The sequence below is a fragment of the Rheinheimera sp. 4Y26 genome, from assembly GCF_025245835.1.
Taxonomy (GTDB): domain Bacteria; phylum Pseudomonadota; class Gammaproteobacteria; order Enterobacterales; family Alteromonadaceae; genus Pararheinheimera.
Genome location: NZ_JAOBWS010000003.1, coordinates 179367 through 194567, shown reverse-complemented (window position 1 = coordinate 194567; position 15201 = coordinate 179367). Strand labels below are relative to the sequence as shown.

The following is a 15201-nucleotide window of genomic DNA, read 5'->3' as shown; positions in this document are numbered from 1 at the left end:
GCGGTAAAGATTTTTGTTGCTGAATTAAAAACGCCGCAACGGCGGCATTTTTAATTCAGCTTCTGCTGTTGTGCCCGAAGTGGCAGTGTTTTTCAGTCCGTTAAAAATGCCATTTGACCAGCAGGTTCAGGTTGGATTCGTCAGTGCGAAAGCCCGGGTTGTCCGGAATACCAAATTTATTCAGCCAGTAAGCGTATTCAACACCCAGGTAAAGTTTGCTTTGAATACCCAACAGTGGGTGTAACGCCCATTTGAGCTGTGAAGTAAAATTCATATGGGCGGATTGATCCGCGCTTGCGCTGGCCCAGTCAATAAAACCGTCGTAGACAAATTGCTGACCGCCGATTTCAAAAGGCAAACCCCAAACGAAGGTTGCCTGCCAGCTGTCATCAACGTTTTCATTTTGCCGCCGGTACAAATTCAGCTGGGTGTATTTAAAAGCCGGCAGCGCCAGGTCAAAGCCAACCCCATACAAATAATTGGTCTGAAAATTCGACATTTCAATTTGAGTGGCAATCAGCACATCTTTCACCATGCCAAATTCCATGCCGGAGCCTGACAATTTACCCAGACTAAAACGCGGTGCCCATTCGCCATAATTTTCCCTGTCGCCATTGTCACTGCGTAAATGGTCAAGGAACATAAAACTGTCACCCCAGCTGGTGCCAGCTACATGCTCCAGGGTGTAGACCTGCCGATCCGGATCGCCAACCCGGTAGTTAGAACCTTTTAAATAACTCAGACTTAAGTCCTGCCATAAAATATCGGCACTGGCAGCGCCGCCGAACAGCAATGTTGCGCCTGCAAACACCAGCTTTGAAATTTTCATCTTCTGCTCCTTACACTTTAAATTGATTCACCAGCATGCGCAGCTGCTCAGCCCTTTGGGTAAGGCTGTCAATGGCAATAATTTGCTGCTGGGCATTATGGTGGATATCTGCGGCGCTGCCGGCAATCAGGTGGGCTGATTCATTAATATGTTCCACCACACTGCCTTGTTCTTCAGTGGCTGCTGCCACCTGATGGTTGCCGCCACTAATTTCAGCAAATTTATGCTGTATTTGATTGAGCGACTGCACCGACAGTTGGGTGTGTTCTGTCACCTGTTCACTGCTTTGCATACCTTGTTTAATCGCTTGTAATGATTGGTTGGAGGTTTGTTGTAACTGACTGATTTGATCCCTGATTTGTAAGGTTGAATCCTGGGTGCGTTTGGCGAGGTTTCGTACCTCATCGGCCACCACGGCAAAACCGCGGCCTTGTTCACCGGCACGTGCCGCTTCAATAGCGGCGTTTAACGCCAGTAAGTTGGTTTGTTCCGAGATGGCATTGATCACTTCCACCACTGAATTAATAGCAGAGGCTTGCTGGGCAAAATCGTTAATGGTTCGGTCCACCATCAGCATCACTTTATTGAGCTCTGTCATAGTGCCTGCGGTTTTGGCCATATAGTCGCTGGTGGTGACAGTTTCCTGTACTGCAGTTTCGGTGTCTGACGCAGTGCGGTGGGCAATGCCGGACACTTCCATAATGGTCTGGCCCATTTCGGTAATAGCGGTGGCAACCTGATCAGTCTGAGCACGCTGTGCTTCGGTGGCGCTGAAGGTGTTTCTTACTAAAGCAGCAAGCTGTTCTATGTCCACTTTGATGGCGGTTTCGGCAGCTTTTATTTCACCGACCAGCTGGCCTACTTTGGCAATAATGGCGTTAAAACCTTTGGCCAGATGACCCAGTTCATTATTGGCACTGTCATCAAGCCTTTTGCTCAGGTCTCCGCCATCGCCCGACATTGCCAATAAATCATCGCCAACCCGGCGGATGCTTTTACTGAGTGCATTACCAAACACCACAGTGAGTGCAATAAAAATAGCGGCAATCACCACACTGACACCAACTGCAATAGCGGTCACTTCATCAATAGCTGCGGTAATTTGTACAGTCGGCATCAGCGCAACTGCAGTCAGGCCAGTGTCGCGCACATCCTGAATACCGTAATACACATCTTCACCGGCCAGTTCCAGCTTGCCAAAACGAAAACCGCTATTGCCGTTGTTGGTCAGAGCGGCAAAAGCACTGAAGTTACCGGCATCTTTAATGTTTTTGCCAATCAGGCTTTTATCTTTGTGGGCAACAATCAGCCCTTTGGCATTGACTAAAAACAACGAACCCTGTTCGCCCAGTTTAAAACTGCTGACTAAATCGGAAATTTTTGAAATGTCATAACCCAGACCGGCCACGCCGGCGCGTTTGCCATCCACATTGACCACCACATTCACAAATAAGGTGAGGGCGCCGGTTTTTTCATTGGGGTCGATCGCCAGCTCACGCTTTTCAGCGCTTTGCAGAAAATTAAAAAACCAGCTGTCGCGGGGCTCAGTCGCCGACACTGTTTTAAAAACACCGTCCTGGGTGTAATAAGTTTTGCTGGTATCCGACACCCAGAACATAGTGGAGGCGCCGGAGTTTTGTTGTAACTGTTTAAAATAATTCAGTACCTGAGCATGATTGGTAGCGCCAGTTTCGCCATTTCGCATCCAGTCGTGTAACAAGGCATTGTCGGCCAAAGCTTCTGATAACAGGATAGAGCGCATAATTTCGCCACGGATTTGTTCACTGATGCGTCCGACACTGTTGGGCAGATATTCGTGTTCAGTCTGGTCGTAATAAAGACTGGAGAACTGACTGGTATTGATCCAGGCCGTCACCAGCGTGATCAGCAACAGCGAAACAAACATAAAACCGATAAAAATGGTTTTAATGGTGTACTTATTCATGGGAGAACTCCGCTGGTCATATCAATTGCAACAGTCAGCAGTTTGTGTTGCCGGCAACTGCAGTATGGGTAGCTATTTTGTTTCCAATTTGAGTGTAACTTGTTGAAATAACGCCTGGTTTTCCCTAACGAGCGGTACTTATTCAGTCTATGCAGTATTTGCAAAATAACAAGTTGAGCTTAGACTGATCCGACATCTGAACAAAAATCAATCAGTTAGCTTTGTTAAGGTTGCTTCAGCTGGTTGCAGCCTGCTTATCTAAGTCCACCTCTGGCTTAGCTGGGGGCGCCAAACGGGCTTGAAAGGTTAGTAATTCAAGGAATACTTGAGTATAATGCTCGGCTATTTTTGCCTCCGAATGCCGGCAATCACCGATAGAGTACCTAAGTTATGTCGACAACAGCTCCAGCCTCCCGTAAATCAGCCCCGGTTGCCCGTATGGCCGCCGAACGCGGCCTGTTTTCGTATAAAAAATACCGGGACGACTCTTTTGCCGCAGCGCCGTTTTTACCTATGTCCCGTCAGGAAATGAAAAAACTGGGTTGGGACAGCTGCGACATTATTCTGGTGGTGGGAGATGCTTATGTCGACCACCCCAGTTTTGGTATGGCGGTGGTGGGCCGCATGCTGGAAAGCCAGGGTTTTAGAGTTGGCATCATTGCCCAGCCTGACTGGAACAGCAAAGACGCTTTTATGACGCTTGGGAAACCCAATCTGTTTTTTGGGGTATCGGCCGGCAATATGGATTCGATGATCAACCGTTATACTGCCGATAAAAAACTGCGCCACGACGATGCGTACACACCAGGTGATGAAGGCGGCAAGCGCCCAGACCGCGCTGTGATTGTGTATTCACAACGTTGTAAAGAAGCTTATAAAGACGTGCCTGTGGTGATAGGCGGTATTGAAGCCAGCTTACGTCGTATCGCGCACTACGATTATTGGCAGGAAAAAGTCCGTCGTTCTATTTTGTTTGACGCCAAAGCTGAAATTCTGATTTACGGCAACGCCGAACGGCCTTTGGTGGAAGTGGCGCACCGCATTGCGGCAGGCGAAACTTTTGACACCATGAAAGATATCCGCGGCACTGCAGTCATTGTCAAAGAGGCGCTGCCCGACTGGCGGGGGGTAGACTCCACCGCTATTGATAAAGTCGGTAAAATTGACCCTATTCCAAACCCTTATGGCGCTGATGATGTGGGTTGTGGCACTTTTTCCGAGTTTGCCAAAGAAGGCATTGATTTAACCAAACCGCAAATCGTTGAAGCCAAACCTGTGCTGGTGCAACCGGCCAAACCTAAGCCATGGGAGCAAACTTATGTGAAGCTGCCGGCTTTTGAGCAGGTGAGTGTCAATAAACCTTTGTATGCCCATGCTTCGCGTATTTTGCACCAGGAAACCAACCCTGGTTGTGCCCGCGCTATTTTGCAGCGCCATGGCGATAGGCATATCTGGGTGAACCCGCCGGCATTTCCGTTAACCACTGAAGAAATGGACGGAGTTTTTGGTTTACCTTATCAGCGGGTGCCGCATCCTGTGTATGGCAAAGCCAAAATTCCGGCCTATGAGATGATCAAAACCTCGGTCAATATTATGCGGGGCTGTTTTGGTGGTTGTTCGTTTTGTTCTATTACCGAACACGAAGGCCGCATTATTCAAAGCCGCTCGCAGGAATCTATCCTGAAAGAAATTGAACAAATCCGCGATAAAGTGCCTGGCTTTACCGGTGTGATTTCCGATTTGGGCGGCCCAACCGCCAATATGTACAAACTACGCTGTAAAAACCCCAAAGCTGAACAAACCTGTCGCCGGCCGTCTTGTGTTTACCCAACCATTTGTGAACATATGGACACAGATCAAAGCCCGACAGTCGAATTGTACCGGGCCGCCCGTAAAACCACCGGCGTGAAAAAAGTGCTGGTGGCCTCCGGTGTGCGTTATGACTTAGCGGTGGAAGATCCGAATTATGTGCGCGAATTAGTGCAGCACCATGTGGGGGGCTATTTAAAAATTGCCCCTGAGCATACTGAAAGCGGGCCTTTGTCGAAGATGATGAAACCGGGCATGGGTGCTTATGACAAATTTAAAGCCATGTTCGACAAATACAGTAAAGAAGCCGGCAAAGAGCAGTATTTGATTCCGTATTTTATTTCGGCGCACCCGGGCACCACAGATTTAGATATGGTGAATCTGGCGTTGTGGCTGAAAGAACGTGATTTCCGGCTGGATCAGGTACAAAACTTCTACCCAAGCCCGATGGCCAATGCCACGACGATTTATCACACTGAGCTCAATTCACTGAAAAACCTTAAAGGTAACAATGAAAAAGTGCCGGTGGCCAAAGGAGAGCGTCAGCGCCGTCTGCATAAAGCCTTGTTGCGTTATCATGACCCCAAAGGCTGGCCGATGATCCGCGAAGCACTCAGAAACATGGGCCTTGCCAAACTGATTGGTAAAGGCAAAGGTTGTTTAGTGCCGGAAGAAAGCCGCGACGAACTGAAATTTAAGCCAAAAGGTGCAGGGCAGGTGGCTGTGACCAAACACACAGGTGTGAATCCGGTCAAAGCGGCTTTAATTAAAAAGCAGCAACAAAGTGGTAAATCATCAGGGCACGCAGCTTTTAAAAAGAATAAAGGTTCGTAGTTCCAGACTGACGCTGTTATCAGACTGACAAGGTGATTTATCCAGCAAAAGCCGGTTGCTTCAGCACCGGCTTTTTTGTTGCTGTTTATTGGTGCTGGCCTGTTGTGTCAGTGCCGGTGCTTGCCCAAACCGCAGCTTGCTTAAACCGGTTAAAGCCGGTTAGTCTGATTTATCGCAACAACAGGAGCTGCGCCGCTATGCAAAATCAGCAAAGTACAAACAGTACACAACATCTGGTGATCACCGGTGGTAATAAAGGTATTGGTCTTTCTCTGGTGCAGCATTATCTGGCACAAGGGCAGCAAGTCAGTGTCATTTGCCGTCATTCGTCCCCTGAGCTCGCTGCCCTGCAAGCCCGGGTGTATTCAGGTGTTGATTTGGCTGACGCGCTACAGGTTCAGGCGGTGGCGGCGGAATTTGCACCAGCTTCTGTCGATGTGTTGATTAACAATGCCGGTATTTTTTATCAGGAGAGCCTGCAGGATTTTTCGCCAGAGCGGGTGATGGCGCAGTTTCAGGTGAATGCGCTGGCTCCTTTGTTATTGTCGCAGGCCATGCTGCCAAGCCTCAAAGCCGGCAGTAAAATCGCCATGATCACCAGCCGTATGGGCTCTATCAGCGATAACAGTTCAGGCGGTTATTATGGCTACCGCATGTCCAAAGCGGCGCTGAATGCCGGAGCCGTGTCCCTTGCCAAAGATTTAAAGCCCAAACAAATTGCGGTGGGTATTTATCATCCGGGTTTTGTACAAACCCAGATGGTGGGTTTTGCCGGTGATATTTCACCCCAACAGGCGGCAGAGCGGCTGGCTGAGCGCATCAGCGCGCTGAACCTGAATAACTCCGGACGTTTTTATCACAGCAATGGCTCTGACCTGCCCTGGTAACAGAGATGCCCTGCATACAGCGCCGTCCTGGTTAAAGGGATGCCTTGGTTATTGTTTTGCGAAGGTTTGAGTGTCAGTACAGCCGCTGCTGTCAGGACGCTTGGGAGCCTTAGTGTGCTGTGGTAGCATAACGGCCTTTTTGGTGGACTCAGACGAACTGACTGATGTGGCTTGCAAAAATCCAATCCTTGTTACTCCCTTTGTGGCGGGCTAAATATAGCCAGCCGCTGCTTGCGCTCTGTGTGGGTGTGTTGTTGTATCTGTGGTTGCCGCTTTTCAGCGCTCCCGACTGGTTACAACAGCTTGATGCACTCAGCAATGAGCAGCAACAACAACAGCTCAAACCTGTGCTCGGCTTTTACCAAAAATATGGCGACGCTGCACTACCGGCGTTAAATGCCCAGCTCGAGCTGGATAAATTGCGTCGCTATGAGCTTCAACTAATTGAAGAAAATAAAGATTTTTCCGATCAGGACAGAGACGAGCTCTGGGCCGAAGCGACCGAATTTATGATTGCGCATCTGACACAAAATGTGGTGAACAACCAGCTCAGATTGCTCGACACCGAATGTCGCAATAATTTGTGCCGCATGGTGCTGGAAGCCCCTAAAGGATTAACCAAAGAGTACCAGGCGCTGGTGCTGAAACTGGCGGCCAGTTTAAAAACCGGCGATCTGGAATTTGCGCAACTGATTGAAGGCCACAAGCGCATCACGCTCGAGCTCAAATCCGATAAAAGATTAAAATACGGATATTTTGCACAGAAAAAACTGAACCCGGCGGAAAAAGCGCAGTGGCAGGCGGAGATCAAAACATGGCTACAATAAAAACTGCTTTGGCGCCTTATCTGCAAAAGCTCAGTCCCTGGCTGGAAAAAGCACAACCTGTGTTTGTACAGCTGCAACAGGTGGGCAACGCAGTGCTCAGCGCAGTGCGCAAAATAAAACAGGATAAAAATCTGCAGCGGCGTTTATACCTGCATGTCGCTTTGTTGCTGGCCGGTTATCTGCTGACCTTCACTGTTGTGTATCTGCACAGCCTGACGTTAAAACCAGCGGAGCCTTTGCCGCCGGCGCTCGCTGCAACCATACAACAACAGGATGTTACAGTGGCCGAGCTGACTGAAGCTGTGGAGCGGCTGGAAAAAAAGAAAGCCTTAGCCAAGCTCTGATGCTCGCCAAAGGCTGATGTTAGACAAACGCTGATTTTATCAACACACAGAATAAAGCAGGGCGCGGCGACTGCTGCGCCCAGGTAGCCTTTGGTGGTGTAACTTCAGGCGCCAAAACGCACCGACAACATACTTAAGCTGCCATACACCAGCTCGTCATTAAAAATGGTCATAGGTTCATCGGCAATACTGGCGCCCAGCACATACAAAAGCGGCAGATAATGATCCGGATGGGGCACTGCAAATTGTGCGTCCTGACTCAGCTGCTGATAATTGGCAAGGGCAGCAAAGTCACGCCCCTGCAATGCTGTTTTTACTGCATGCTCAAAGTTTCTTGCCCAGTCCGGCGCCGGGTTATTTTGCCAGTCCAGTAAACGCAGGTTATGCACCACATTACCAGAGCCTAAAATCAGCACGCCTTCATCCCTTAGCCGCGTAAGCTTTTGCCCAAGCGCCAGATGCCACTCTGGCTTTTGCCGGCCATCCAGCGACAGCTGTAGCAGCGGAATATCCGCATCTGGCAAGGCATGGCTTAATACCGACCAGCTGCCGTGATCAAAGCCCCATTGCTGATCAAGCGAGACAGCTACAGGTGCCAGCAGTGCCTGAATACGTGTGGCCAGTTCCGGAGCGCCGGGCGCGGGGTACTGAAACTGATGAAGAGCAGGCGGAAAACCGCTGAAGTCATGCAAAGTCGGCGGGCTTGGCTGGGCCGTTACTTTAACACCTACACCATACCAATGCGCCGAAATCAGCAGCACAGCTTTGGGTTTTCTCTTTCCTGTTAAATCGGCCAGTTGTTGTTGCCACTGTCGGGTAAAAGAGTTGTGTTCGATGGCATTCATCGGGCTGCCGTGACCAAAAAAGATCACCGGCTGACGTGTTGTACTTTGGCTTTGCATCTGGTTCACCACACAAGAGACTCTCATCTTGAATGCCGCCAGTGTATAAACAATATAATTCGGTGAATATTGCCAAATACGGTCAGAATTAACCAATTAAATCGAATGAATGATGGGTCCACCAGCGCTTTTGCTGTCAGAGCTTGTGCTATTGAGTGTGTAGGCCGGTGATGAGGCAAAAATGGCGTTTTATCATTCAGTCTTTATGCTCTGTTAAGTCCTGATACAGCACCACCTGATCCCGGCCGTTTTTCTTGCCCTGATACAAAGCCAGGTCAGCTTTTTGTTGCCAGTAGGATAATTCATTATGTGGGCTGTTAATTTCCACCACTCCAAAGGTCGCTGTTACGCTTAGTTGTTGCTGCTGATACGGAACTTGCAGCTGTTTCACCGCCAACCTTAAGTTTTCACACAAGATCTGCGCGCCTGTTACAGCGGTGTCGGGCAACAATAAAATAAATTCTTCACCGCCAAAACGGGCCAGCACATCCTGTTGTCTTAAACGCGCGGACATGGTTTCAGCCAGCTTTCTAAGCACCAAATCGCCGGCGTCATGACCAAAGTTGTCATTAACCTGTTTAAAAAAATCGACATCAATCAATACCAGACAAAGTGGCGATACCGTACGCTGGCAATGGTGCAACACGGTTTGATATTGTTCGCTGAAAGCCAGCCGGTTCGGTAAGCGCGTCAGATAATCAGTTCTGGCCTGACTGGCCAGTTGTTTATTGGCGCTGGCTAAATCTGCCGTGCGTTTGGCGACCAGCTGATTGAGTTTATGTGCTTTGCGGTTTAAGTGATCAAGCCGCAGCCGAACCAGGGCCGCACTAAACACCAGCAACGTCAGTGCCGCCAAAAGCCACAACAGTTTGTATTGCCACCAGTGCCGCTCCACTTCAAAGCTGATTTTTAGCGGCGCTGTATTTTGCCGGCTGCCGGTTACTTCCACTTCAAGCTGGTAATGGCCGGCTGGCAGGTTACTGAAAGTCAGGCTGTGCTGATGGCCATTGTGTTGCCACTCTGCATCCAGCCCCAATAAGCGGTAGCGGTATTGATGGCGGTTATGTTGATAGTCGAGCAGACTGAAATAAAACTGCAGATTTTTGCTGTCGGGCGCAAGGCGCAACGGCCGCATTTGTGCATCCGGCACCTGCCATAAGGTGTGGCGGTCGAGCTGTAACCTGGTCAGCACCAGTGGCGCTGTGCTATGCACTGCCGATAATTGTTTGGGTAAGAAGCTCAGCACACCCTGACCACTGCCCAGATAAAAGCGACCATTGCCATCGGCGCTCAGCGCTCTTTGCTCCAGCAATAAAGGGGCAGTGCCGTTTAAGTCGGTATAACTGCGGATTTGCATGCTGTTGCGATCCAGTTCGGCCAGGCCGCGCCTGGTGACCAGCCATAACGCAGGAAGCTGATTTTGTTGTTTTATTGTTTTGCCGGATTTGCTAATCAGTTCCGGCTGGGCCGGGGAAGCAGCAATAGCGATGACTCTTGGATCGGGCAAGCCGCTGCTGCTGGTAAATTGCTGTAATTGATTATTGACAATATCCAGTTTTAATAACCCAAGGTCGCTGCATAACCACACCTGACTGGTGCTGTCAGACCAGGCGCATGGCAAATACATGGAGGGTAACTGCGGCACTGAGCTCAATGCGCTGGAAAAATGCCGCAGACTGTCGTCTTCAGTGTCGAGCCGGTATAAACCACTGTTACTGCTCACCAGCCACAGAATGTGATCAACAGGCACAATCTGTAAAATCGAATTACCAATACCGGTGGCTATGGGATGCAATACCGCGCCCTGATCCGGATTATCCGGTTGCCAGCGTAATAACCCCTGTTGCCATATCGACATATTCAGCATGCCATCCGGGCTGAAACTCAACGCCATAATACTTTGTTGCTTAAGCTCTGGATGCCGGGCAAATGGCGCCTCTTCGGCCACAAAACCTTTGCGCCCCTGTAAACTGAATAAACCTTTGTCGGTGGCCGCGTACAACTTACCACTGCTGTCAGCGGCCAGGCCCTGCACCAGTTTGACCAGCGCTTCTGCTGGAAAACGGTGTTGTTGCCATTGTTGTTGCTCAATGTGGTAACTCAAAACTTCGTTTTCCAGGCCCAACCATAACACGCCCTGATGATACAGCTGGCTGGCAATACGGTGCAGACCGGGTTCAAACCAGTTTTTCCCGGCGGCATCGTGCAACATACGAAATTGGGGCGGCGACAGCTGCAGTTTAAACACGCCTCTGTGGCGAGTGGCTATCCATAACAGCCCATTGTGATCCTGCAGTATGTCGCGCACATCCAGCGCTTCCATCAGTTTATGTAATTGCTGGCGGTAACTAAAAGCAGCCTTGAGCTGATATAAACCATTGCCACTGCCAATCAGGATAGAGCCATCGCGCAGCTGAGTCAGTTTTTGAATACGTGCCAGCGCCAGCTGCGGGGCCGCCAGTGGTCGCAGTTGCTGCTTTTTGTGATCAAGAAAATACAAGGCTTCGCTGGTGGCAAACCAGACGCCGTCTTTAACCGGCAACACAGTTCTGACTTCCAGATTGCGTTGATTGTGATCAAAAGGCGGTATAGCAGTGGCGGTCCAGCGTTTTAAGTCGGTTAAATCATGGCTCAGTTCAAATAAACCGGCTGAAGTGGCCAACCACAAACGCTGATCATCAGACTGACTTATTTGCCAGAACCGCAGCGCCGACAGCTGCGGGGCTATCAGAGTGCTGAGCTTTGTTGGCCTGTCATTGGCATCGAGATAATACAGGCCGGCCGTGGTGCCAACCCAAAGCCGCTGCTGTTGGTCGGAAAATAGAGTCTGTACCTGTGACAAATCGCCCTCTGGTGCCGGCAAAGGAGGTTTTACTCCGGTAAATGCTTGCTGGCCAGGCATGTGTCCCGGTAACGGCCAGCGACTGAAAGATTGCCGGTCGGCAGACCACATGCCAAGACCATGACCCCAGCTGCCAACCCAGACCCGGTTTTTTCTATCTATCTGCACCGAGCTGATACTTGGTGCCAGGGCGTGAAGTTGTGATGGTGCAAAAGCAAAAGTATGCAGCTGATAACCATCAAAGCGCTGCAAACCATCGAGCTGATTCGCCATCCAGATAAAACCCTGTTGATCCAGACTCAGGCCATAACTGGTGATGGGAGCATTGATCAAATCATCGGCCAGCGAATGGTAACGCAGCTGTGGATCCGCGGCATAAAGGGGAGTGTGCAGGCACAGCAGCAGAGCCCAGCCTGTCAGCAATGCCAACAGCCTTGATAACCATCTTGACAACAACAGACTAGAAAACTGAATCATTATCAGACATTTATTCTGCGACAGTATGCCTGAAGTATGTCAGCGATCTGCGTGCATTACCTACCAAAAGATGAAGTTTTTTTATCAGCGGTATTTGGGGCTAAAACGCTGTTTCTATAAAAAAGCAGATAAAAAAGGCCCCGACAAGCGGGGCCTGATGTGGTCGCAGATGCTCACACTGTATTGCTTTTGCGGGCTAAGGCTGCAGGCGGTGAAGCCGCAACCGTTCATTAAGAGCCTTTGTTAAGCAAATATCTTAAAGCAATATCTTAAACAGCTGTGCTTCGCAGTGCTGCTTTAAGGTTTTGGCGCAAAATAAAAGGCTTTACGTTGCTGCTGTTTACCGTTCAGTTCGTTCATGGTTACGGCATCAAATAAGCGGCCATTGACCATGGTCAGTTCCACTTTGTCGCTATCCTGAATGTTACTCAATGGATTGCCGTTAATCACTATTAAATCAGCCAGTTTGCCACTTTTAATCGAACCCAGTTGATGGTCCATACCAAAGGTTTTGGCCGGGTTAATAGTGGCGGTTTTTAACGCCTGCAGCGGGCTCATGCCACCCTGGGCAAACATCCAGATCTCCCAGTGTGCACCTAAACTTTCGCGTTGACCATGGGCGCCGATATTGGTCAGTACCCCTAAGTCATTGAGTTCTTTGGCCGATTTGGCAATACTGAAATGGTTGTAGTGATGTAGTGGTGCAGTAGGGCGGCGCATCGCACGCGGGCGCAGTTCATCCATCGGCACATACTGGCTTAAGCGCGGGTGTTTCCACACTTCGGTTTTATCGTACCAGTAGTTTTCGCCCCAGATACCGCCATAAGCCACTACTAAGGTTGGCGTGTACGCCGTTTCACTTTGTTGCCACAGCTGTTTTACATCGTCATAGAGTTTTGCGGCCGGCAGGCTGTGTTCCAGCGTGGTATGGCCATCGACCACCATACTCAGGTTATGCTGCAGTAATGAACCACCTTCCGGCACCACCATCATGTCCAGCTCGCGCGCGGCCTGGATCACTTGCTGACGCTGCTCACGGCGCGGCTGGTTATAACTTTTCACCGAAAAGGCGCCGACTTTTTTCAGTCGTTCTAAATGAAATTTGGCATCATCCAGGCTATCGATATGCGAGGTGTAACCCGCGCCATAAGCACCGTATAAAATAGTGCCGGTAGAGAAAATCCGCGGGCCAACAATAGCGCCGGTTTTTTGCATTTCACTGGCGGTAAAAATTTCCTGGGTGTCATTGGAAGGGTCGTGAATGGTGGTCACCCCCAAAGCCAGGCTGGCGTAGTTGGCGTAGTTTTGCTGCGGAATAATTTGATTCACCCCCTGACTACCGTGGGCGTGGGCGTCAAACAAACCCGGCATAATGGTTTTGCCGCTGATGTCGATGACTTTGGCATTGGCTGGAATCTTCACCTCATCTTTGCTGCCGACAGCTTTAATCAGGTTATTTTCCACCAGCACCACACCGTTTTGAATCACGCTGCTGTTGTCATCTCCTTCCATGGTGATCACCTGACCACCGACAAAAGCAGTCACGCCCTCTGGAATATAAGCTTCGGTTTTAAAACTGATATTCTGGCCGTTTTTGACGGCAAAGTCTTTTTTGCTGCCTTTGCCGGACTGCAAATCAAAAATGGATGCAATATCAGCATGATAAAGTTCAGGCCCTAAGTTCCAGTACAGCTGCTGGCTGTTGCCACTCCAGCTGATGTTTTCACCGGCGCGCACAGACAATTGCTTGACCGGGAACTGTGTATCGCTGCCGCTTAAATCCATGGCAGCACCACGCTCAGCAAAAGGTGTCACGTAGACTTTAAAGCGGTCAGCAAAAGCCACCAGCTTGCCGTTTGGCGATACTTTAAATTCGGTGCCGTATTTGGCTTTGTATAAAGTACGGCTTTGCTGGGTTTTTAAATCGATGCTGAGCAGGGTAGGTTCATCAGCATAATCCATGGCAAAAACGCGGTCGTTGCGATCGCCAAAATGCGGGGCATAACCGGTGCGGCTAAGCAGCTGTGGCTCACCGCCTGCAGTGCTCACCTGATATAAACCCGTGTTTAATGACCACTTTTTATCCAGCAAACTACCGGCACCGGCTTTTCTAAATACGATTGTTTGGCCATCCGGGCTAAAGGTGGGCTCGACGTATTTGCCTGGGTTTTTTAATACGTCAGTGCTTTGATTAGTGACTAAATCCAGCACTTTGAGCATACCCTGTTGTTCGTCTTGCCAGCTGACATAGACCAGCTTTTTGCCGTCACGGGAGAACTGCGGATAAAACTCAAAATGGCTTTGCTGGCTGGTCAGGCGTTTTGGGCTGCCGCCTTTGGCGCTGACACTGTATAAATGGCCAAGCGCCGAATACACAATGGTCTGGCCATCCGGCGATGCCTGCACAAAACGCAGCATTTTGACATCAACATCTTTCTGGTTCACGTCTTGTTTCACCCGTACTGCGGTTTGAATTTGTTTTTTAGTATTGATCTGAAAAGCAATATTGCTCACTTCATTGCTGTTCAGGCTGAGCTTATTAATTTTGCCACCAGCCCAGAACACAATATGCTGGTTATCCGGCGTAAAGCTGATGCTGGGGTACACACCATGGATAGCCCAGGTTTCCTGCATATCACGGTCGAGCTTATCGTACAGCTTTTTATGTTCACCGGTTTCTAAGTCGTATAAAAACAAGCTGGTCTGAAAATCAACCCGGCGGATATAAGCCAGTTTTTTACCATCCGGCGACGGAGTTGGCCGCACGGCACCCCCAGCGCCTTCGAGCAATATGTCTATTTTGCCGGTTTCACGTTCAAACCTTTTAATCACATAAATACCCTGCTCAGAGTCTTTGCTGTAATGGAAGGTTTTACCTGGTGTGTCGTCTTGCGAAAAATAAATGTATTTACCGTCCGGGGAAAAGGCCGGTTCACCTAAGTCTTTTTCATCATTGGCTTTGGCGGTTAACATCACGCCGGTGCCACCGGTTTTATGGTATTGCCACACTTCACCGGCGCCCAAAGAGCGGGTATTGGTAAAGTGTTTACGTGCCACAATAAATTCACCGTCCGGGCTCCAGTCCGGGCTGTTGAGTAACCGGAAAGTTTCGTTGGTAACCGCTTTGGCGTCAGAGCCATCGGCTTTCATCACCCAGATATTGTCGCCGCCACCTTCGTCGCTGGTGTAAGCAATATAACGGCCATCCGGGCTGAATTTAGGCTGCATTTGCCAGCCGATGTCTTTGGTGAGCTGTTTAGGTTTGCCGCCGGAGATTGGCATGCTGTAAATATCGCCCAATAAATCAAACACAATGGTTTTGCCATCCGGGCTCACATCCAGATTCATCCAGGTGCCTGAGTTGACGTTGATATCGATGCTTTTAAACTCCCCCTGGGGTTTGTTGACATCCCATTTATTTTTATCGTCGTTGGCTTGTGCCGTGGCAACAGAAAGTGCGATGGCCAGCAGGCTCAGCTGCAATGGATGGCGTTTTTGCATTGTT

The 15201-nt window shown here is 49.7% G+C and carries 9 protein-coding genes; 4 read left to right on the top strand and 5 right to left on the bottom strand.

What is annotated here, in order from left to right; all coding sequences use genetic code 11:
* Positions 1–100: 100 nt before the first annotated feature.
* Together N3Z11_RS06195 and N3Z11_RS06190 are read right to left on the bottom strand one after the other, a co-directional pair.
* Positions 101–829 (bottom strand): outer membrane protein OmpK, encoded by a 729-nt coding sequence (locus N3Z11_RS06195; RefSeq protein ID WP_260656286.1) that lies wholly within the window; start codon positions 827–829, stop codon positions 101–103.
* 10 nt (positions 830–839) lie between these two features.
* Complete coding sequence (locus N3Z11_RS06190; protein ID WP_260656285.1) at positions 840–2774, bottom strand: methyl-accepting chemotaxis protein; 1935 nt, start codon at positions 2772–2774, stop codon at positions 840–842.
* Between the two features lie 438 nt (positions 2775–3212).
* On the opposite strand from N3Z11_RS06190, the gene N3Z11_RS06185 reads away from it, so the two are divergent.
* The 4 genes from N3Z11_RS06185 to N3Z11_RS06170 all read left to right on the top strand — a co-directional run bounded on the left by N3Z11_RS06185 (position 3213) and on the right by N3Z11_RS06170 (position 7475).
* A complete protein-coding gene (locus tag N3Z11_RS06185; protein WP_260656403.1) occupies positions 3213–5417 on the top strand; it encodes a YgiQ family radical SAM protein in 2205 nt (734 codons plus the stop codon).
* A 197-nt stretch (positions 5418–5614) separates the two neighbouring features.
* Complete coding sequence (locus N3Z11_RS06180) at positions 5615–6304, top strand: SDR family oxidoreductase (protein ID WP_260656284.1); 690 nt, start codon at positions 5615–5617, stop codon at positions 6302–6304.
* 164 nt (positions 6305–6468) lie between these two features.
* Positions 6469–7131 carry a hypothetical protein gene (locus tag N3Z11_RS06175; RefSeq protein WP_260656283.1) on the top strand — a complete coding sequence of 221 codons (663 nt, stop codon included), beginning with the start codon at positions 6469–6471 and terminating at the stop codon, positions 7129–7131.
* Positions 7119–7475, top strand: coding sequence for a hypothetical protein (locus N3Z11_RS06170; RefSeq protein ID WP_260656282.1), 357 nt, complete (start codon positions 7119–7121; stop codon positions 7473–7475). The genes N3Z11_RS06175 and N3Z11_RS06170 overlap by 13 nt, the downstream gene beginning before the upstream one ends.
* A gap of 104 nt (positions 7476–7579) precedes the next feature.
* On the opposite strand, the gene ygiD is transcribed toward N3Z11_RS06170, so the two are convergent.
* The 3 genes from ygiD to N3Z11_RS06155 form a co-directional block, all read right to left on the bottom strand.
* Positions 7580–8404 (bottom strand): 4,5-DOPA dioxygenase extradiol, encoded by an 825-nt coding sequence (gene ygiD / locus N3Z11_RS06165; RefSeq protein WP_260656281.1) that lies wholly within the window; start codon positions 8402–8404, stop codon positions 7580–7582.
* 169 nt (positions 8405–8573) lie between these two features.
* The gene (locus tag N3Z11_RS06160) at positions 8574–11696 is read right to left on the bottom strand and encodes a ligand-binding sensor domain-containing diguanylate cyclase (RefSeq protein WP_260656280.1); all 3123 of its coding nucleotides are present in this window, start codon (positions 11694–11696) and stop codon (positions 8574–8576) included.
* Positions 11697–11993: 297 nt separating this feature from the next.
* On the bottom strand, positions 11994–15197 hold the full coding sequence (locus N3Z11_RS06155; protein ID WP_260656279.1) for an amidohydrolase family protein: 3204 nt from the start codon (positions 15195–15197) through the stop codon (positions 11994–11996).
* Positions 15198–15201: the final 4 nt, after the last annotated feature.

Coding starts and splice junctions, on each gene's coding strand:
- N3Z11_RS06155 (WP_260656279.1), bottom strand. CDS start 15,197: ATGCAAAAACGCCATCCATTGCAGCTGAGCCTGCTGGCCATCGCACTT.
- N3Z11_RS06180 (WP_260656284.1), top strand. CDS start 5,615: ATGCAAAATCAGCAAAGTACAAACAGTACACAACATCTGGTGATCACC.
- N3Z11_RS06190 (WP_260656285.1), bottom strand. CDS start 2,774: ATGAATAAGTACACCATTAAAACCATTTTTATCGGTTTTATGTTTGTT.
- N3Z11_RS06160 (WP_260656280.1), bottom strand. CDS start 11,696: ATGATTCAGTTTTCTAGTCTGTTGTTGTCAAGATGGTTATCAAGGCTG.
- ygiD (WP_260656281.1), bottom strand. CDS start 8,404: ATGAGAGTCTCTTGTGTGGTGAACCAGATGCAAAGCCAAAGTACAACA.
- N3Z11_RS06195 (WP_260656286.1), bottom strand. CDS start 829: ATGAAAATTTCAAAGCTGGTGTTTGCAGGCGCAACATTGCTGTTCGGC.
- N3Z11_RS06175 (WP_260656283.1), top strand. CDS start 6,469: ATGTGGCTTGCAAAAATCCAATCCTTGTTACTCCCTTTGTGGCGGGCT.
- N3Z11_RS06185 (WP_260656403.1), top strand. CDS start 3,213: ATGGCCGCCGAACGCGGCCTGTTTTCGTATAAAAAATACCGGGACGAC.
- N3Z11_RS06170 (WP_260656282.1), top strand. CDS start 7,119: ATGGCTACAATAAAAACTGCTTTGGCGCCTTATCTGCAAAAGCTCAGT.